Genomic DNA, 18,642 nt, shown 5'->3' on the forward strand with positions numbered 1-18,642 from the left:
CGCCTCTCGGCGTGTTCACTACTTTAGCCGATTTCCTCGGTGACTCATAATCGAGTCAATCGAATTCGAATTCCGGCATGCCGGAATAAGCCCCTGCTGGGGAGTCGTCTTGAGTAGTGGGTGGCTGCTGCGGGGGTGCCAGAGAGGCAAGCCCGTAACCAGCTGCTCGGGCTACGTTAGGCGGTCGGGCGGTTCGAGTCAAGTGGGCGCTTCCGGGGCGTGTGGGGCCGGTACGGACTCACCGTCGGGTCCTCGTCGATCCAGAACCGCCAGGGGTGCGGGGCGCCGTCGCCGCCCACTCCGGTGCGGGGGCCGCTGCGGATGTTCCGGGCGCGGGGCGGGGTGCCGGTGAGGACGGCGAGGGGCGAGTCCGGGCCGTCGCAGGTGTCCGTGCCGTTCAGGGAGAGGGCGATGTCGAGGGCCGTGGCCAGGCGGGCGGGGCCCTTCGCCAGCTCGTGGTCCCGGCGGGCCGAGCGACGGCGGGGCCGGGCCTGCTCGACGCCCTTCAGGATCTCCCCCGCGCGCAGCAGCACCCCGCTCGCCTTGCCCTCGGGGCCGCACACCAGGTTGAGGCAGTGCCACATGCCGTAGGTGAAGTAGACGTACGCGTGTCCGGGCGGGCCGAACATGACGGCGTTGCGGGCCGTGCGGCCCCGGAAGGCATGCGAACCGGGGTCGATCGCGCCCGCGTACGCCTCCACCTCCGTGAGGCGCAGTTCCATCACTCCTTCCGGTGAGCGACGGACGAGTGTGCGGCCGAGGAGGTCGGGGGCGACCTCGAGGACCGGGCGGTCGAAGAAGGCGCGCGGGAGCGGCGTACGGTCGGGGCTCTCACTCATGGCGTCCGAGCGTAGTGGGGTCCGGTGCGGAACCGGCTACGGTCGTCGCGCGTATGTAGGGGTCAGGACTGAGAAGGAGTGAAGGTCATGGGATTCAAGAAGCTGCTCGCGAGCCTGGGTGCCGGCGGGGCCAGTGTCGAGACGGTGCTGACCGAGGAGAACGTGGTCCCGGGCGGCGTCGTCCAGGGCGAGGTGCGCATCCAGGGCGGCAGTGTCGACCAGCAGATCGAGGGGCTCTCCGTCGGGCTGCAGGCGCGGGTCGAGGTCGAGGGCGGTGACCAGGAGCACAAGCAGGACATCGAGTTCGTCAAGGTGCGCCTGGGCGGTGCCTTCGAGGTGAAGGCCGGTGCGGTGCACGTGGTGCCGTTCGGTCTGGAGATCCCGTGGGAGACGCCGGTGACCTCGGTGTCGGGGCAGCAGCTGCGCGGCATGCACATCGGTGTGACGACCGAGCTGGAGATCGCGCGCGCGGTGGACTCCGGTGACCTGGACCCGGTCAACGTGCACCCGCTGCCGGCGCAGCAGGCGATCCTGGACGCCTTCCTCCAGCTGGGCTTCCGCTTCAAGAGCGCGGACATGGAGCGCGGGCACATCCGCGGGACGCGGCAGAAGCTGCCGTTCTACCAGGAGATCGAGTTCTTCGCGCCGCAGCAGTACCGGGGCCTGAACCAGGTCGAGGTCAGCTTCGTCGCGGACGACCGTGAGATGGACGTCGTCCTGGAGATGGACAAGAAGCCGGGTCTGTTCGGTGAGGGCAGCGACTCGTTCCGCGCCTTCAAGGTGGGTCTGCACGACTTCCACACGACCGACTGGGCGGCTTACCTGAACCAGTGGCTCGCCGAGGTCGGCGGCCGTCGCAACTGGCTCTAGGCTCGGGCCGTAAAGGCTGCCGAGGCAGTACGGGCGATACGGAGGTTTCGACGTGTCCGAGGGCAAGAGGGCGCCGCTCCCCCACGACTTCCACCCGCCGGTGGCGGCGTTCACCGTGGTGAGCGACGACATCGCGCCGGGCGGGGTCCTGAAGGACGCTCAGGTGTACGCGGCGGGGAACACCTCGCCGCAGCTGCGCTGGGAGGGGTTCCCACCGGGGACGAAGAGCTTCGCCGTCACCTGCTTCGACCCCGACGCTCCGACGGGCAGCGGGTTCTGGCACTGGGTGCTGTTCGACATCCCGGCGTCGGTGACGGAGCTGCCGGCGGGTGCCGGGTCGGGGTCGTTCGAGGGGCTGCCGGCCGGGGCCGTGCACGTCCGGAACGACTACGGGTCGAAGGACTTCGGTGGTGCCGCTCCGCCGGCGGGCGATCCGGCGCACCGCTACGTCTTCACCGTGTACGCGGTGGACAGCGAGAAGCTGGGTCCCGACAGCGACGCGTCGCCGGCGGCGATCGGCTTCAATCTGCGGTTCCACACGCTGGGGCGCGCCCAGTTGATCGGTGAGTACGCGGCTCCCGCGGCGGGCTGATCGTTCGTTTGTTGTTTGCCCGCTTCTGGTCCTGGAGAGATCAGAAGCGGGCATCTTTTGTTGCGCGGGAAATATTGCGTTGTCCGACCCCGGCCGGCCCGGCCATCGTTGATCCAGGCCCCACCGCCCCGCTCCGGGGCCGGGCCTGCACACGGGAGGTGGGCACAATGCGGGACACGCTGGTACTCAACGCGAGCTTCGAGCCGCTGTCGACGGTCACTCTCAACCGTGCGGTGGTCCTCGTCCTGACGGACAAGGCCGTCGTCGAGCACGCCCATCCCGATCTGCGGGTCCGTGGTGCCGCCGTCGATCTTCCGGTGCCGCGGGTGATCAGGCTCTGCCGGTACGTACGGGTGCCGTTCCGAAGACAGGCGCCGTGGTCGAGGCGGGGTGTGCTGGTGCGGGACCAGCACCGGTGCGCGTACTGCGGGCGGCGGGCGACGACCGTCGACCACGTGGTGCCGCGGGCGCAGGGTGGTGGGGACACCTGGCTGAACACGGTCGCGTCCTGCGCCGAGGACAACCACCGCAAGGCGGACCGGACGCCGGAGCAGGCGGGGATGCCGCTGCTGCACCAGCCGTTCGAGCCGACGCCGGCGGACGCGATGCTGCTGGCGATGCGGGCGAGCGAGCGGTCGGAGCTCCCGGAGTGGCTGGCGAGGGCGGCCGCGTAACGCCGTCTCGTACGGAAGGGCCCGTCTCCCCCGGTGGGGAGGCGGGCCCTCGTGGTGTTCCGGTCAGCGGAGGGTGAGCTGGAGGATGGCGACGACGCCGACCGCGATGATCACTCCGCGCAGGACCGTGGGCGGCAGTTTGCGGCCGACCTTGGCGCCGATCTGGCCGCCGATGGTGGAGCCGACGGCGATGAGCAGGACGGCCGTCCAGTCGAAGTCGGCGACGAAGAGGAAGAACACGGCGGCGACGCCGTTGACGAGGGCGCCGAGGATGTTCTTGACGGCGTTGATGCGCTGCAGGTTGTCGTGGAGGAGCAGGCCCATCAGGGAGAGGTAGAGCACGCCCTGGGCGGCGCCGAAGTACCCGCCGTACATGCTGGCGAGGAAGAGGCCGCCGAGGAGGACGGGGCCGCCGTCGGGGTGGGCCTCGGTGCCGGTCTGTTCGCGGCGGCGCTTGACGGCGGCGGCGATCCGGGGCTGGAGGAGGACCAGGACGAGCGCGAGGCCGATGAGGATCGGGACGATCGCGTCGAACGCGTCGGACGGCAGCGCCAGGAGGAGGATCGCGCCGATGAGTCCGCCGAGGAGGGCGGCGCCGCCGAGGCGGAGGATGCGGCGCTTCTGGCCCTTGAGTTCGGCGCGGTAGCCGATGGCTCCGCTGATGGAGCCGGGGACGAGGCCCAGGGCGTTGGAGACGTTCGCGGTGATCGGGGGGAGTCCGGTCGCGAGCAGGACCGGGAACGTGATGAGCGTTCCCGATCCGACGATGGTGTTGATGGTGCCGGCGCCGATGCCGGCGGCGAGGACTGCCAGGGCTTCCCAGATGGACAACGCCATCTCCTTACATGGTCAGTGAGTCGCCTCCCCGCCCTGAGGCCGTCAGGGTCGAGGGGCTCGCACCGATCATGCACGAGGATTACGTGTACGTGTCAGTCAACCGGCGGTTCGTCTCGCCTTTCGGTCCCCGCGGCCTTGGTGTTGAAGCCGGGGACGCTGCCGTCCTTGTTGCCGAAGGCGCCGGAGAGGCCCTTGAGTGCGTCGCCGATCTCGCTGGGGACGATCCAGAGCTTGTTGGCGTCGCCCTCGGCGATCTTCGGGAGCATCTGGAGGTACTGGTACGAGAGGAGCTTCTGGTCCGGGTCGCCGGCGTGGATGGCCTCGAAGACCGTGCGGACCGCCTGGGCCTCGCCCTCGGCGCGCAGGGCGGCGGCCTTGGACTCGCCCTCGGCGCGGAGGATCGCGGACTGCTTCTCGCCCTCGGCGGTGAGGATCGCGGACTGGCGGGTGCCCTCGGCGGTGAGGATCGCGGCGCGCTTGTCGCGCTCGGCGCGCATCTGCTTCTCCATCGAGTCCTGGATGGAGGTCGGCGGCTCGATCGCCTTGAGCTCGACGCGGTTGACGCGGATGCCCCACTTGCCGGTGGCCTCGTCGAGTACGCCGCGCAGGGCCGCGTTGATCTCCTCGCGGGAGGTCAGGGTCCGCTCCAGGTCCATGCCGCCGATGATGTTCCGCAGGGTGGTGACGGTGAGCTGCTCGATCGCCTGGATGTAGCTGGCGACCTCGTAGGTCGCGGCGCGGGCGTCGGTCACCTGGTAGTAGATGACCGTGTCGATGTTGACGACGAGGTTGTCCTGGGTGATGACCGGCTGCGGCGGGAACGGCACGACCTGTTCGCGGAGGTCGATCCGGTTGCGGATCGAGTCGATGAACGGGACGACGATGTTCAGTCCGGCGTTGAGCGTGCGGGTGTAACGGCCGAAGCGCTCCACGATCGCCGCGCTCGCCTGCGGAATGACCTGGATCGTCTTGATCAGGGCGATGAAGACGAGCACCACCAGAATGATCAGGACGATGATGACTGCTGACATCGTGTTCCCCGTGCCCTTCGCTGCCGGTTGACGGCCGGGTGGCCTTCGATGATCGATTTTCGCAGATGACGCAATGTCATGGGCGAGGTTCGGTCACATGACGACGGCGGTGGCCCCGTCGATGTCCACGACGTCCACCTGTTCGCCCGGTTCGAAGCTCTGTCCGGTGTCGAGCGTCCGCGCGGACCAGATCTCCCCGGCGAGCTTGATGCGGCCGCCGTGGACGTCGACCCGTTCCAGGACGACGGCCTGACGGCCCTTCAGGGCGTCGATCCCGGTGGCGTGCCGGGGTCTGTCGTCGCGGTGCCGGGTGGCGATCGGGCGTACGACCGCGATGAGCGCCACCGAGACGACGACGAAGACGAGTACCTGGGGGACGACGCCGAAGCCGAGGGCGGCGGTCACCGCCCCCGCGACCGCTCCGACCGAGAACATGCCGAACTCGGGCATCGCGGTCAGGACCAGCGGAATGCCGAGCCCCACCGCGCCGATCAGCCACCAGACCCATGCGTCGATGTCCACATGGTCATGGTAGGGCGGTGGGGTCCTGCGGGACAGGGCGCGGGCGGCTGTGCGGGACACCGGCGCCGCGTCCGCTACTTCAGGGGCAGGCCGTGGGCGGTCCAGCGGTCGCCGACGCGCTCGACGACGAGCGGCAGGCCGAAGCAGTGGGAGAGGTTGCGGGAGGTCAGTTCCATCTCCACGGGGCCGGCCGCGAGCACCTTGCCCTGACGGATCATCAGGACGTGGGTGAAGCCGGGGGCGATCTCCTCGACGTGGTGGGTGACCATGATCATGGAGGGGGCGTACGGGTCGCGGGCGAGGCGGCCGAGACGGCGGACGAGGTCCTCACGGCCACCGAGGTCGAGGCCGGCGGCGGGCTCGTCGAGGAGGAGGAGCTCGGGGTCGGTCATCATCGCGCGGGCGATCAGGGTGCGCTTGCGCTCGCCCTCGGAGAGGGTCCCGAACTTGCGGTCCAGGTAGTCGTTCATGCCGAGGCGGTCGAGGAAGGCCTTGGCGCGCTGCTCGTCGACCGGGTCGTAGTCCTCGTGCCAGGTGGCGGTCATGCCGTACGCGGCGGTGAGGACGGTCTGCAGGACGGTCTGGCGCTTGGGGAGCTTCTCCGCCATCGCGATGCCGGCCATGCCGATGCGGGGACGGAGCTCGAAGACGTCGGTGCCGACGCCGCCGAGCCGCTCGCCCAGGATGTGGGCGGTGCCCTTGGTGGGGAAGAGGTAGCTGGAGGCGATGTTCAGAAGGGTGGTCTTGCCGGCGCCGTTGGGTCCGAGGATCACCCAGCGCTCGCCCTCCTTGACCGACCAGGAGACCTCGTCCACCAGAGCCCGTCCGTCGCGGACCACGGATACGTCCACCAGCTCCAGTACATCGCTCATGAGCGCGTTGTCTCCCCTTGCGGTCGAGTCGGGTCGTCGCCTCGCGCGGATGGGCGCGGCGTCCAGGGGAAAACCTACGTTATCGACGGAGCGGGCCGGTCCCTAGGGCTTGCTTTGGGTCACCGGTGCGCCCGAGGCGCCCCCTAGTCTTGGGGAATGCTTTCGGAACCACGCTCAGGACGCCTGGCCGCATGGGGCAACGCCCTGCTGGCCGGGGCGGTGTCGCCGGACGAGGCGGCGCTGGCCATTGTCGGGGAGGACGCGGTGCACCGCGTGGAGGGGCTGCCGGGTGAGGCGCGGCCGGTGGGGCTGACGCTGGCGCTGGGCCGGCTGCGGCGGCTGGGGGTGACCGGGTGGCGGGTGGCGCTGCCCGCGCCGGGGCATCCGCTGGGGCTGAGCGGGCCGCCGGACTTCAACGCGCGCGCGTTGGAGGCGGAGGAGGCCGCGGTCGGGTTCGGCGCGCCGTACGGACTCGTGCCGGAGGTCTCGGAGGCGGGGCCGCCGGGTGACGTCCACGTGGAGGTGGTCTGGCGGTGTCTGGCGGTGCGGGAGGCCCCGCCGGCGGACGTGCCGTCGCTCGGGGAGGCCGAGCGGGAGCTCGCGGAGGCGTTGCGGGACGCGACGGCGGTCCTGACCCGGCTGGACGTGGCGGCCTCGGGCCCTACGGCGGACGCGGCGCGCGAGGCGTACCGGGCGCGGGCGGAGGTCGGACGGGAGGTGCTGGCCCCGGGCTACCCGCCGCGCGCGGTGCGGGTCCTGGAGCTGGCCCAGCGGATCGGGCTCCTGGTGGACCTGGCGTACGACCACGGTCACGGGGGCGCGGTGAGCGCCGCGGAGATGGCGGCACGGGGCGAGGCGCTGCGGCCGGTGGAGCGGGTGGCGCGGCGGGCGCAGGTGGCCGCGTACAACGCCTATGTGGAGGAGAGGGAGCGGGAGCGGGGCTTCTGACGCCGCTCGTGGCCGTCGGCGGGAGCGGGGCTTCTGACGCGGGCTCGTGGCCGTCGGCGGGAGTGGGGCTTCTGACGCGGGTGCGGACAGAGAAGCCGGCCCCCGGGGGGATCGTCCCGGGGGCCGGCTGGTTCTGGGGGTGTCAGCCGTTGAGGGCGTGGTTGCCGAAGGCCGGGTTGAGCAGGCCGATCACGTTGACCGTGTTGCCGGAGACGTTCACGGGGACGTGGACCGGGACCTGCACCAGGTTGCCGGAGGCGACGCCCGGCGACTCGACGGCCTTGCCCACGGCCTCGGCGCCCCCGTGGGCGGAGGCGACACCCGCACCGGCGGCGACGATGCCACCGGCGACCATGGTGAGGGCAGCGGCCTTCTTGAGGTTCTTCACTTGGTACATCCTCCTGGTCATCGCTGCGGCCGGTCAGCCGCAGCACGCCATGGAGAACGCCGCACCCCCCGCCAGGTTGCGCCGAACGGGGGACATACACACGACGGTATGAAGGACTGAACGGTCGTGCGCCCGGCGCACCCGGGGGCGCGTGGGGCGGGCGTCAGTGGGTGAGGCCGTGGCGGACCGCCCAGAGGGCCGCCTGGGTGCGGTCCGCGAGATCCAGCTTCATGAGGATGTTCGAGACGTGCGTCTTGACCGTCTTCTCGGAGAGGACGAGCGCGCGGGCGATCTCCCGGTTGGACCTCCCGTCCGCGATCAGGCCGAGCACCTCGCGCTCCCGCTCGGTGAGGGTCGAGCCCCGGCCCGTACCGCCGTGGGAGTCCTCCTGGGCGAGGAGCGCGCCCGCGACCTCGGGCTGGAGCAGGACGTGCCCCGCGTGGACGGAGCGGATCGCGCCGGCGAGCGCGTCCGGGTCGATGTCCTTGTAGACGTATCCGGCGGCGCCGGCGCGGAGCGCGGGGACCACCGTCCGCTGCTCGGTGAAGCTGGTGACGACGAGGACCTTCGCGGGGTTGTCGAGCGCGCGGAGCCGCTTCAGCGCCTCGATGCCGTCCGTACCGGGCATCTTCACGTCCATGAGGACGACGTCGGGGCGGAGCTCCTCGGCCCGGTCGACGCCCTCGGCGCCGTCGGAGGCCTCCCCCACCACCTCTATGTCGTCCTGCACCTCCAGAAAGGTGCGCAGGCCCCTGCGGACGACCTGGTGGTCGTCGACCAGCAGGACACGGATCTGCTTGTCAGCCACCGGGAACCTCCATCTCGATCGTGGTGCCCTCGCCGAGGGCCGAGGTGACGGTGAGCGATCCGCCGACCCCGCTCGCCCGGTCCCGCATGGAGACCAGGCCGAGGTGGCGGCCCGCGCTCCGGACCGTACTGGGGTCGAAGCCCTTCCCGTCGTCGGCGACGGTGAGCCGCGCGCCCTGGCCCGCGCGGGTGAGGGCGACGGTGACGAGCTCCGCGTCCGCGTGCCGCAGCGCGTTGTGCAGGGCCTCCTGGGCGACCCGGAGCACGGCCTCCTCCTGCGCGGCGGGCAGCGCGCGGGTCCCGGGGCTCTCGAAGGTGACCCGGGCGGTGTGGGCGCGGTCCAGGACCTGGATCTGGGTACGGAGGGTGTGGACGAGGCCGTCCTCGTCGAGGGCCGCGGGGCGGAGCTCGACGACGGCGGCCCGCAGCTCGTCCGCGGCCTCGGCGGCGAGCGCGGCGACCTGCTGGAGCTCGCCCTTGGCGCGGGCGGGGTCGCGGTCGACGAGGGCGGCGGCGGCCTGGGCGGTCAGCCGGAGCGAGAACAGCTTCTGGCTGACGGCGTCGTGCAGCTCGTGGGCGAGGCGGGAGCGCTCCTCGGCGATGGTGAGCTCGCGGCTGCGCTCGTACAGGCGGGCGTTGGTGAGGGCGATGGCGGCGTGCTGGGCGAGGATCGAGAGGAGTTCCTCGTCCTCGGCGGTGAAGCCGCAGCCGCCGGTCTCCTTCGGGCAGCGCTTGTTGGCGAGGAAGAGGGCGCCGAGGATCTCGTCGCCGTCCCTGACGGGGAGGCCGAGGAAGTCGGACATCTCGGGGTGGGCGGAGGGCCAGCCGCCGAACCGGGGGTCCTCGCGGACGTCGGCGAGGCGCTCGGGCTCGGCCTTGTGGAGCATGGCGGCGAGGATGCCGTGCTGGCGGGGCAGCGGGCCGATCGCCTTCCACTGCTCGTCGCTGACGCCGTCGACGACGAACTGGGCGAAGCCGCCGTGGTCGTCGGGGACGCCCAGGGCGGCGTACTCGGCGTCGAGGAGCTCGCGGGCGGAGGCGACGATCGTCTTGAGGACGTCGCGGACCTCCAGGTGGCGGCTCATCGCCAGGAGGGCGGTGCTCACGGCGGCCAGGCCGGAGCTCGGTCGATGGCTCATGTGTTCACCGTACCGGCGGGCCGTGACGGTCCGTATCCGTCCGGGGACGGCGGCGGAGGGGGACCGGGGACCTAGGTCGTAGTGCCCGGGGTTGCCCGTCATACCGGAGGAGGAGGGGGTTCACCCTGCGCGTTGCCGACGCAACGCCTGGTGAGTTCGTTACGTGCCCGATGTGAGCCCGCGCATAGGACGCAGGTCACTTACGAACCCCCCTAGTGGACGCCCGGAGGGGCGGTCAGGGTGGGGTGAGCCCGACATAAGGGCGCCTTCGTGGTCCGTGCACGGGCCCCTGATCCACTACCCGGGATCGTACGTCACACCTTTGCCACGGCATTTTGCGGCCGCTAAGAATTGCCCCCGTCGCCGCCGAGCTGGCGAGACACCGCCCCGGTGGAGCGACCCCCCAGCGATTCGAAGAGGTAGTCCGTTATGTCTGCGAACACCCCTGGCCACAGTCGTGGTCTGAAGAAGACCCACAAGGCCACGATCGCCGGTGTCGCCGCCCTGGGCGCCGCCGCGCTCACCCTCTCCCTGGTCCCCGGCAACGGCTCCACCGAGACCGAGCCGCAGGCTCTCGCCGGTACGCAGCAGGTGGCCTGGTCGTACAACGCGAACAGCCCGCAGGCGAAGGCCCTGGCCGCCAGCGTCACCGAGCAGCACACCACCGTCGGCCTGAAGGCCAAGCAGGAGGCCGACGCGAAGGCGAAGGCCGCCGCCAAGGCGAAGGCCGACGCGAAGGCCAAGGCCGCCGCCAAGGCGAAGGCGGACGCCAAGGCCAAGGCCGACGCGAAGGCGAAGGCCGCCGCCAAGGCGAAGGCCGACGCGAAGAAGCGCGCCGCGGCGAAGACGGCCGCGAGCCGTTCCGTCGCCCGCACCCCGGTCTTCGCGAACAACCTCGACGGCTGGATCCGCGAGGCCCTGTTCATCATGGACAAGCACAACATCCCGGGCAGCTACCACGGCCTGCACAAGAACATCATGCGCGAGTCCAGCGGCAACCCGCGGGCCATCAACAACTGGGACATCAACGCCATCAACGGCGTGCCGTCCAAGGGTCTGCTCCAGGTCATCTACCCGACCTTCAAGGCCTACCACGTGCCCGGCACCGCGTTCGACCAGTACGACCCGGTCGCCAACATCGTCGCCGCCGCCAACTACGCGGCCGACCGCTACGGCTCGATCGACAACGTCAACAGCGCCTACTGAGCCTTCCGGGACAGCACCGAAGGACAACGCCGAAGGGCGGCACCCCGTGCGGGGTGCCGCCCTTGGGCGTACGGTCGCTCAGCCGGTCACTTGCGCATGACCTCGGGCTCGTGGCGGCGCAGCAGGCGCGCCACGGCGACGCAGCAGATGGCCGCCATGAACAGCTGGATGCCGAGGTTGAGGCTCCACTGGCCGACCGTGTGCTCCCACAGCGGGTCGGTGTTCGCGGGGTTCTTCTGGTCCCACGGCGGCATCAGGTGAGCCAGGTCCAGGGTGGCGCCCGCGCCGGCGATGCCCCAGCGGGAGGGCATGAGCCAGGCGAACTGCTCCAGGCCGGGCGAGTCGTACACCTGGAAGAGGATGCCGGTGAACACGACCTGGATGATCGCGAACATGACGAGCAGCGGCATGGTCTTCTCGGCGGTCTTCACCAGGGCGGAGATGACCAGGCCGACCATCATCGAGGTCAGGCCGAGACCGATGACCTGGATGCACAGCTCGACGGCCGGCGGCATCAGCAGGCCCTCCTCGGGCAGCGCGCGGGTCGAGAAGCCGATGGCGCAGATGATCACGCCCTGGAGGGCCGTGATCACGCCGAGGACGATGACCTTGGACATCAGGTACGCGGAGCGGGACAGGCCGACGGCGCGCTCCCGCTCGTAGATGACCCGTTCCTTGATCAGCTCGCGGACCGAGTTGGCGGCGCCGCTGAAGCACATGCCGACCGCGAGGATCAGCATGATCGTGCCGGCGTCGCCGTTGAACCGGGACGGGGGCGTGGGCTTCCCGAGGCCGAAGTCGGCGGGGATGACCACGGACACCGCGCCGAGGACGGCCGGCAGGATCACCATCAGGGCCATGAAGCCCACGTCGGAGGCGATGACGGAGACGTAGCGGCGGATCAGGGTCCACAGCTGGGAGCCCCAGCCCTGCGGCTTCGGCGGCCTGGACATCGCCTGCTGCGGCATCTGGACGGGCTGCGCGGCGACCGCGTCGATGTCCGCGGCGTACAGCTGGTAGTGCTGCGAGCCCTTCCAGCGGCCCGCCCAGTCGTAGTCGCGGTAGTTCTCGAAGGCGGAGAAGACGTCGGCCCAGGTCGAGTAGCCGAAGAAGTTCAGCGCCTCGTCCGGCGGGCCGAAGTACGCCACCGAGCCGCCGGGGGCCATGACGAGGAGCTTGTCGCACAGGCCCAGCTCGGCCACCGAGTGGGTGACGACGAGGACCGTGCGGCCGTCGTCGGCGAGGCCGCGGAGCAGCTGCATGACGTCGCGGTCCATGCCCGGGTCGAGGCCGGAGGTCGGCTCGTCCAGGAAGATCAGCGACGGCTTGGTGAGGAGCTCCAGGGCGACGGAGACGCGCTTGCGCTGGCCACCGGAGAGGGAGGTGACCTTCTTCTCCTTGTGGATGTCGAGCTTGAGCTCGCGCAGCACCTCGCCGATGCGGGCCTCGCGCTCGGACTCGGCGGTGTCACCGGGGAAGCGGAGCTTGGCCGCGTAGCGCAGCGCCTTCTGGACGGTCAGCTCCTTGTGCAGGATGTCGTCCTGCGGGACCAGACCGATGCGCTGGCGCAGCTCGGCGAACTGCTTGTAGAGGCTTCGGTTGTCGTAGAGGACGTCGCCCTCGTTGGCCGGGCGGTAGCCGGTCAGCGCCTTGAGCAGGGTGGACTTTCCGGAACCGGACGGGCCGATGACGCCGATCAGCGACTTCTCGGGGACGCCGAAGGAGACGTCCTTGAGGATCTGCTTGCCGCCGTCGACCGTGACCGTGAGGTGGCGGGCCGAGAAGGAGACCGAGCCGGTGTCGACGAACTCCTCGAGCTGTCCGCCGACGATCCGGAAGGTCGAGTGGCCGACGCCGACGATGTCCTGCGGGCCGAGGAGGGCGGTGCCGCCCTTGGTGATCGGCTGACCGTTGACGTACGTGCCGTTGTGCGAGCCGAGGTCGCGGATCTCGAAGCGGCCGTCGGGCGTCGCGTGGAACTCGGCGTGGTGCCGCGAGACCTGGAGGTCGGAGACGACCAGTTCGTTCTCGAGGGCACGGCCGATGCGCATGACGTGGCCGAGGGCCAGCTGGTGGAACGTGGTCGGGCTGCGGTCGGCGTAGGCCGAGGAGGCACTCCCGGCTCCGCCGGTGGCGGGAACCTTCTGCGCGAGCTGCTCGACGGGGCCGCCCTGGCCCGGGTGGCCGACGGGGCCCTGGTGGCCGGCAGGGCCCTGCGGGACCTGCTGGTGCGGGACCTGCGGCGGGGCCTGCTGCTGCCAGTTCTGCTGCGGCGGCGCCTGGTGCGTGGCCCAGTCGGCCTGGGCCGCGGCGGACGCCTGGTGGGCAGGGGCCTGCTGGGCGTGGGCCGGGGCATGCTGGTGCGGGGCCTGCTGGTGCGGGGCCTGCTGCTGAGGTGCGCCGGCGGCGGCGAGATTCAGCCGCGGGCCGTCGGTGGCGTTGCCGAGGTGGACCGCCGAGCCGGGGCCGATCTCCACCTGGTGGATCCGCTGCCCCAGCAGGAAGGTTCCGTTGGTGGAACCGTGGTCCTCGATGACCCAACTCCGGCCGCCCCAGCTGATGGTGGCGTGCCGCCACGAGACCCTGGCGTCGTCGATCACCAGGTCACCCTGCGGGTCGCGGCCCAGGGTGTACGACCTGGACGGATCGAGCGTCCAGGTCCTGCCGTTCAATTCCAGTACGAGTTCTGGCACTCCATGCCCCACTACTTGTCCCCCGATGTACCCCCGTCGCGGGGAGTCCAGGGATGCGAATCATCCTGGGGAACTATTTCAGGCCCGGTCCCCTCTCCGAAAGTCGGGCCGCGTGAAGACCCCGCGCAGGGTCCCGCAGGACGCCCCTGGCGGCACGCGGGCGCCCACTCGGGTGTCCGCAGGGCGGGACGGGGGGTCGGGTGGCACACGGTGCCCGATACGGTGGAAGCACCATGAGCGCATCGCAGACCTCAGACGTTCCCACCCTTCTCGTCAAGATCTTCGGGAAGGACCGTCCCGGGATCACCGCGGGACTCTTCGACACCCTCGCCGCCTACTCCGTCGACGTCGTGGACATCGAGCAGGTCGTCTCCCGCGGCCGGCTCGTCCTGTGCGCGCTGGTCACGGAGCCGACCGTCGCCACGCAGGGCGAGCTCCGGGCCACCGTGCACAGCTGGGCCGAGTCGCTGAAGCTGCAGGCCGAGATCATCTCCGGCACGGGCGACAACCGTCCCCGCGGTGAGGGGCGCTCGCACGTCACCGTGCTCGGCAACCCGCTCACGGCCGAGCAGACGGCGGCCATAGCGGCCAGGATCGCCGGCGCGGGCGGCAACATCGACCGGGTCTTCCGGCTGGCGAAGTATCCGGTCACGGCCGTCGAGTTCGCCGTCTCCGGCTGCGAGACCGAGCCGCTGCGGACGGCCCTCGCCACCGAGGCGCACTCCGTCGGCGTGGACGTGGCCGTGGTCTCCGCAGGCCTGCACCGGCGGGCCCAGCGGCTCGTCGTGATGGACGTCGACTCGACCCTGATCCAGGACGAGGTGATCGAGCTCTTCGCGGCGCACGCGGGCTGCGAGGACAAGGTCGCCGAGGTGACGGCGGCCGCGATGCGCGGGGAGCTGGACTTCGAGCAGTCGCTGCACGCGCGCGTGGCGCTGCTCGCCGGGCTCGACGCCTCGGTGGTCGACAAGGTCCGCGCCGAGGTGCGGATGACGCCCGGGGCCCGGACCCTGATCCGTACGCTGAAGCGGCTCGGCTACCAGGTGGGCGTCGTCTCCGGTGGGTTCACGCAGGTCACGGACGATCTGAAGGAGCGGCTCGGGCTGGACTTCGCCTCCGCCAACACGCTGGAGATCGTCGACGGCAAGCTGACCGGGCGGGTCACGGGCGAGATCGTGGACCGGGCGGGCAAGGCGCGGCTGCTGCGCCGGTTCGCGGCGGAGGCGGGGGTGCCGCTGGCGCAGACGGTGGCGATCGGTGACGGGGCGAACGACCTGGACATGCTGAACGCGGCCGGGCTCGGCGTCGCCTTCAACGCGAAGCCGGTGGTGCGCGAGGCGGCGCACACCGCGGTGAACGTGCCCTTCCTCGACACCGTGCTGTACCTGCTGGGGATCACCCGCGAGGAGGTCGAGGCCGCGGACGGCGGCGAGGAGGACCTGCTGCACTGAGCGGTGCGTCCGCCCGGTGCTCCGGTACGGGGAAGGGCCCGGTCGTCGGCTGACGGCCGGGCCCTTTCGCGTACGCGCTGCGGGGACGGATCACACGGACGGGTCAGGCGTGCGGGGTCCAGAAGTCGACCAGGCGTCCGACGCCGTGCTCGACGGACTTCCACGTGCCGGTGAACGTGAGGACGGCGAAGGCGGAGGTCGGGAAGCCGCTGCGGTTCATCCGGGCCGGCAGGTCGCCGTCGGCCTCGCCCGCGAGGGCGTCGGCGAGGGCGTGCATGCCGGGGTTGTGGCCGATGACGACGAGGTTGGCGACGTCCTCCGAGGTCTCGTTGAGCAGGGCGATGAGCTCGCCCAGCGAGGCCTCGTACAGCCGCTCCTCGTACACGGTCCTGGGGCGCTGGGGCAGTTCCGGCACGGCCAGCTTCCAGGTCTCGCGGGTCCTGGTGGCGGTGGAGCAGAGAGCCAGGTCGAAGGCGATACCGGTCTCGGCGAGCCTGCGGCCCGCGACGGGGGCGTCCTTGCGGCCTCGCTCGGCGAGGGGGCGCTCGTGGTCGGACTCCTGGTTCCAGTCCGCCTTCGCGTGTCGGAGCAGCACGATCCTGCGGGGTGTGTCGACGCTCATGGTCCTCAGCTTCGCACGAAACGACGCGCGGCGACTCAGAGTGAGAGCGTTTGCTGGATGCGCTCCAGGACCCGTCCGGCCCCCGCGTCACCCGAGGGCGCGTGGGCCTCGGCGGGCCCGGCCATGAGGAGCAGAAGGGCGACGAACGCGGCCGCCGGGAGGACGAGGGCCCACCACGGCAGCCGGGTGTCGACGCCGGTGGCGCCCGGCCGGACGCGGGTGTACGTACGGGCCGTCATGACCGCCTCCATGGGTGAGAGCTCCGCTTTCCCTGTTGTCTCCAACCTAGGGATCGCGGACCGCTCGGCCCATCCGGTGATCCACCCACTTCACCCTGACACCCGCCCCCTAGGGGACAGGGGGGTCAGCCCTACCTCGGGCCGGGGTGACGGGGGCTCACGGGGAGGCGACCGAGGCGATGACGGCGATGACGACCGAGATGCCGAGCATCGCGCCGAGCACGATGAGCAGCTTCTTCTGACCGTTCTGGGGATTGGGTTCGAGGACTGGCATGCCCACAGTCTCGCATCTCAGCATTCGTCCTCGACCGTCCGGTCCCGGCCGGCCAGGGTTCCGACGATCATCTGCGGGATCATGAGGCTGCCCATGAGGACGATCGGGAGCCCCCAGCCGCCGCTGTGCTGGTAGAGCACGCCGACGAGGAGCGGGCCGGGGATCGAGATCAGGTAGCCGACGCTCTGCGCGAAGGCGGAGAGGCGGACGACTCCGGCACCGGTGCGGGAGCGCATGCCGATCATGGTGAGGGCGAGCGGGAAGGAGCAGTTGGAGATGCCGAGCAGCACGGCCCAGACCCAGGCTCCGGCGGACGGGGCGAGGAAGAGGCCGGTGTAGCCGGTGAGGCCGCACAGTCCGAGCGCGACGACGATCGGGCCCTGGTTCTTCATCCGGGTGGCGAGCCGGGGGATCACGAAGGCCAGCGGGACGCCCATGACCATGGTGACGGCGAGGAGCACGCCCGCGGTGGAGGCGGGGACGCCGGCGTCCCGGAAGATCTGCGGCATCCAGCCCATGGTGATGTAGGCGCCGGTGGCCTGGAGGCCGAAGAAGACGCCCAGGGCCCAGGCGGTGCGGCTGCGGGTGATGCGCGGCGCGGCGGCGGTGGTCGCGCCCGTGCCCGCGGCGGCGGTGGCCCCGGCCGCGCCCGGGCGGACCGTAGCCCCGGCCGCCGCCCGGGACGTGGCCGTGGCCTCGGCCTGGGGGCCGGCCGGTGTCGTCGCCGTCCGGTCCCGGTCGCGTACCAGCGGGATCCAGGGCAGGACGGCCAGCGCGGCGATGGCCGCCCAGACGCCGAGGCCGACGCGCCAGTCGCCGCCGAGGGCGTCGGTCATCGGGACGGTCGCGGCCGCGGCGATGGAGGTGCCCAGGGCCAGGGCCATGGAGTACAGGCCGGTCATGCTGCCGATGCGCTCGGGGAAGTACCGCTTGACGATGACCGGCATCAGGACGTTGCTGACGGCGATGCCCATCAGGGCGAGGGCGCTGGCGGCGAGGAAGCCGGCGGTGCCGCCCGCGAAGGGGCGCAGGAGGAGGCCCGCGAAGATGGCGGCCATGCCCGCGCAGACGACGGCGGCGGGGCCGAAGCGGCGGGCGAGGCGCGGGGCCGTGATGCCGAAGACGGCGAAGCAGAGCGGGGGGACGGAGGTGAGGACGCCGGCGACGGTGCCGCTCATGTGGAGGTCGGAGCTGACCTCTTCGAGGAGGGCGCCGAGGCTGGTGATGGCCGGGCGGAGGTTCAGCGCGGCCAGGACGAGTCCGACGGTGACGAGGCCGAGGGTCAGGCGCCGCGCGGGTCCCGGTGCGGGAGAATCGCCGGCGGTGGCGGCCGCTCCGGGCTGCGTCGTGGTGGCGGCGGGGGCGCTGGTCCTGGCCGGTCGTACGGCGGGGTCGAGGGTCTTCGGCTCGTCAGGCATGGAGCCATCATAGAATCATGGGATGATTGGTTGTCCAATCTCGAACGAATGGGAAGGTGCCCCATGGCCCTCGGCCACCCCCGGCGCGCAGGCCTCTCCGATCAGGTGATCGCCGAACTGCGGAACCAGATCACCTCCGGCGAGTGGCCGGTGGGTTCGCGCATCCCGACCGAACCCGAACTGGTCGAGCAGCTGGGAGTGGCCCGCAACACCGTGCGCGAGGCGGTCCGGGCGCTCGCCCACAACGGGCTGCTCGACATCCGCCAGGGCTCCGGGACGTACGTCATCGCCACCAGCGAGCTGGCCGGCGTCATGCACCGGCGCTTCGCCGGCTCCGACCCGCGGCACGTCGCCGAGCTGCGCTCCACCCTGGAGTCCGCCGCCGCGCGCTTCGCCGCCGGGCGGCGCACCGAACGGGACCTGAAGCAGCTGGACGCCCTGCTGCTCCGGCGCGAGGAGGCGTGGGAGTCCGGTGACGCGGAGCGGTTCGTGACCGCCGACGCCACCTTCCACCACGCGGTCGTCGCCGCCTCGGGCAACGAGGTGCTCACCGAGCTCTACGCCGACCTCGGCGACCTGCTGCGGGACTGGCTGCGCGGTGACGTGGGGCAGGAGCTGCGGCCGGAGAACTGGATGGACCACGCGCGCCTGGTGGACGCGATCCGGGAGGGCGACGCCGAGCGGGCGGCCGCGGAGGCGGCCGGCTACCCCTTCATGTGCCTCAGGAGCCCCGCGGCACAGCCGGCTCGGGAGCCTGGTCCGCCGGCTGGTGGGTGATCCAGGCCGACCGGACCTCCTTCCAGCAGCGGCCGGTGACCTTGCCGTAGTCGGCGGGTCCGACGTCCACGGGGGCGCTGTCGGAGTCGACGTCCCACCAGCGCTCGCACTCGACGTGGAGCCGGATCCGGTCGGTGCGGGGGTACGGGTTCTGGCAGTGGGCGGTGACGCGGGAGCCCTGGATCTCGGTGCGGCAGGAGGCGCCGAAGTTCTCCGGCTCCTCGGTGGCCGGGCCGGCGACGGGGACCTCCTCGGCCGGGGCGGGGGCGGCCCGCACCTCGGCGGCGACGGCGATCCCGGTGAGCAGTACGGCGACGGAGGCGAAGGCACCGAAGCCGTGACGTATCGCGCGCATGCCCGTACCTCCTCCCCGTCAGCGACAGGAACATCACGCTCTGCCCCAGTCTGGGGTGATTCGCGCGACTTTTCGAGTCGGGCAGGAG

At 71.3% G+C, this 18,642-nt stretch carries 21 protein-coding genes; 7 read left to right on the forward strand and 14 right to left on the reverse strand.

Annotation, left to right across the window (positions count from 1 at the left end; all coding sequences use genetic code 11):
- Positions 1-176: 176 nt before the first annotated feature.
- A complete protein-coding gene (locus DEJ43_RS07075) occupies positions 177-839 on the reverse strand; it encodes a DNA-3-methyladenine glycosylase (protein WP_015032633.1) in 663 nt (220 codons plus the stop codon).
- A gap of 87 nt (positions 840-926) precedes the next feature.
- Here DEJ43_RS07075 and DEJ43_RS07080 point away from each other — a divergent pair, with 87 nt between their 5' ends.
- The 3 genes from DEJ43_RS07080 (at position 927) to DEJ43_RS07090 (ending at position 2,975) form a co-directional block, all read left to right on the forward strand.
- Positions 927-1,709, forward strand: a complete 783-nt coding sequence (locus DEJ43_RS07080; RefSeq protein ID WP_015032634.1) for a sporulation protein — start codon at positions 927-929, stop codon at positions 1,707-1,709.
- Positions 1,710-1,761: 52 nt separating this feature from the next.
- Positions 1,762-2,301 (forward strand): YbhB/YbcL family Raf kinase inhibitor-like protein, encoded by a 540-nt coding sequence (locus tag DEJ43_RS07085; protein ID WP_015032635.1) that lies wholly within the window; start codon positions 1,762-1,764, stop codon positions 2,299-2,301.
- A 167-nt stretch (positions 2,302-2,468) separates the two neighbouring features.
- On the forward strand, positions 2,469-2,975 hold the full coding sequence (locus tag DEJ43_RS07090; protein WP_015032636.1) for an HNH endonuclease: 507 nt from the start codon (positions 2,469-2,471) through the stop codon (positions 2,973-2,975).
- 63 nt (positions 2,976-3,038) lie between these two features.
- Here DEJ43_RS07090 and DEJ43_RS07095 read toward each other — a convergent pair whose 3' ends face one another.
- From DEJ43_RS07095 to DEJ43_RS07110, 4 genes are all read right to left on the reverse strand, one after another.
- Positions 3,039-3,812 (reverse strand): sulfite exporter TauE/SafE family protein, encoded by a 774-nt coding sequence (locus DEJ43_RS07095; protein WP_015032637.1) that lies wholly within the window; start codon positions 3,810-3,812, stop codon positions 3,039-3,041.
- A 92-nt stretch (positions 3,813-3,904) separates the two neighbouring features.
- A complete protein-coding gene (locus DEJ43_RS07100; protein WP_015032638.1) occupies positions 3,905-4,843 on the reverse strand; it encodes an SPFH domain-containing protein in 939 nt (312 codons plus the stop codon).
- A 93-nt stretch (positions 4,844-4,936) separates the two neighbouring features.
- Positions 4,937-5,365 (reverse strand): NfeD family protein, encoded by a 429-nt coding sequence (locus DEJ43_RS07105; RefSeq protein ID WP_041662208.1) that lies wholly within the window; start codon positions 5,363-5,365, stop codon positions 4,937-4,939.
- A gap of 74 nt (positions 5,366-5,439) precedes the next feature.
- Positions 5,440-6,237, reverse strand: a complete 798-nt coding sequence (locus DEJ43_RS07110; protein ID WP_015032640.1) for an ABC transporter ATP-binding protein — start codon at positions 6,235-6,237, stop codon at positions 5,440-5,442.
- Positions 6,238-6,393: 156 nt separating this feature from the next.
- On the opposite strand from DEJ43_RS07110, the gene DEJ43_RS07115 reads away from it, so the two are divergent.
- On the forward strand, positions 6,394-7,185 hold the full coding sequence (locus tag DEJ43_RS07115) for a hypothetical protein (RefSeq protein ID WP_015032641.1): 792 nt from the start codon (positions 6,394-6,396) through the stop codon (positions 7,183-7,185).
- A 142-nt stretch (positions 7,186-7,327) separates the two neighbouring features.
- Here DEJ43_RS07115 and DEJ43_RS07120 read toward each other — a convergent pair whose 3' ends face one another.
- The 3 genes from DEJ43_RS07120 to DEJ43_RS07130 all read right to left on the reverse strand — a co-directional run bounded on the left by DEJ43_RS07120 (position 7,328) and on the right by DEJ43_RS07130 (position 9,519).
- On the reverse strand, positions 7,328-7,573 hold the full coding sequence (locus tag DEJ43_RS07120) for a chaplin (protein WP_015032642.1): 246 nt from the start codon (positions 7,571-7,573) through the stop codon (positions 7,328-7,330).
- 163 nt (positions 7,574-7,736) lie between these two features.
- Positions 7,737-8,381 (reverse strand): response regulator, encoded by a 645-nt coding sequence (locus DEJ43_RS07125; protein ID WP_015032643.1) that lies wholly within the window; start codon positions 8,379-8,381, stop codon positions 7,737-7,739.
- Positions 8,374-9,519, reverse strand: a complete 1,146-nt coding sequence (locus DEJ43_RS07130) for a GAF domain-containing sensor histidine kinase (protein WP_015032644.1) — start codon at positions 9,517-9,519, stop codon at positions 8,374-8,376. Before DEJ43_RS07130 ends, DEJ43_RS07125 begins: the two co-directional genes overlap by 8 nt.
- A 429-nt stretch (positions 9,520-9,948) precedes the next feature.
- Between DEJ43_RS07130 and DEJ43_RS07135 the strand changes: the two genes are divergently transcribed.
- Positions 9,949-10,725 (forward strand): transglycosylase SLT domain-containing protein, encoded by a 777-nt coding sequence (locus tag DEJ43_RS07135; RefSeq protein WP_015032645.1) that lies wholly within the window; start codon positions 9,949-9,951, stop codon positions 10,723-10,725.
- Positions 10,726-10,811: 86 nt separating this feature from the next.
- Here the strand turns inward: DEJ43_RS07135 and DEJ43_RS07140 are convergent, their stop codons facing one another.
- A complete protein-coding gene (locus DEJ43_RS07140; RefSeq protein ID WP_015032646.1) occupies positions 10,812-13,430 on the reverse strand; it encodes an ABC transporter ATP-binding protein/permease in 2,619 nt (872 codons plus the stop codon).
- A gap of 221 nt (positions 13,431-13,651) precedes the next feature.
- On the opposite strand from DEJ43_RS07140, the gene serB reads away from it, so the two are divergent.
- Positions 13,652-14,869 carry a phosphoserine phosphatase SerB gene (gene serB, locus DEJ43_RS07145; protein WP_015032647.1) on the forward strand — a complete coding sequence of 406 codons (1,218 nt, stop codon included), beginning with the start codon at positions 13,652-13,654 and terminating at the stop codon, positions 14,867-14,869.
- Positions 14,870-14,972: 103 nt separating this feature from the next.
- Here serB and DEJ43_RS07150 read toward each other — a convergent pair whose 3' ends face one another.
- The 4 genes from DEJ43_RS07150 to DEJ43_RS07160 form a co-directional block, all read right to left on the reverse strand.
- A complete protein-coding gene (locus DEJ43_RS07150; protein ID WP_015032648.1) occupies positions 14,973-15,491 on the reverse strand; it encodes a SixA phosphatase family protein in 519 nt (172 codons plus the stop codon).
- A gap of 35 nt (positions 15,492-15,526) precedes the next feature.
- Positions 15,527-15,730, reverse strand: a complete 204-nt coding sequence (locus tag DEJ43_RS07155) for a hypothetical protein (RefSeq protein WP_041663706.1) — start codon at positions 15,728-15,730, stop codon at positions 15,527-15,529.
- A gap of 157 nt (positions 15,731-15,887) precedes the next feature.
- Positions 15,888-16,004, reverse strand: a complete 117-nt coding sequence (locus DEJ43_RS38510; protein ID WP_015032650.1) for an SGM_5486 family transporter-associated protein — start codon at positions 16,002-16,004, stop codon at positions 15,888-15,890.
- Positions 16,005-16,021: 17 nt separating this feature from the next.
- Positions 16,022-17,422 (reverse strand): CynX/NimT family MFS transporter, encoded by a 1,401-nt coding sequence (locus DEJ43_RS07160; protein WP_015032651.1) that lies wholly within the window; start codon positions 17,420-17,422, stop codon positions 16,022-16,024.
- A 63-nt stretch (positions 17,423-17,485) separates the two neighbouring features.
- Here DEJ43_RS07160 and DEJ43_RS07165 point away from each other — a divergent pair, with 63 nt between their 5' ends.
- On the forward strand, positions 17,486-18,199 hold the full coding sequence (locus DEJ43_RS07165) for a FadR/GntR family transcriptional regulator (RefSeq protein ID WP_015032652.1): 714 nt from the start codon (positions 17,486-17,488) through the stop codon (positions 18,197-18,199).
- On the opposite strand, the gene DEJ43_RS07170 is transcribed toward DEJ43_RS07165, so the two are convergent.
- Positions 18,144-18,554 carry a hypothetical protein gene (locus tag DEJ43_RS07170; RefSeq protein WP_015032653.1) on the reverse strand — a complete coding sequence of 137 codons (411 nt, stop codon included), beginning with the start codon at positions 18,552-18,554 and terminating at the stop codon, positions 18,144-18,146. The genes DEJ43_RS07165 and DEJ43_RS07170 overlap by 56 nt on opposite strands.
- Positions 18,555-18,642: the final 88 nt, after the last annotated feature.

Source organism: Streptomyces venezuelae ATCC 10712 (assembly GCF_008639165.1).
Taxonomy (GTDB): domain Bacteria; phylum Actinomycetota; class Actinomycetes; order Streptomycetales; family Streptomycetaceae; genus Streptomyces; species Streptomyces venezuelae.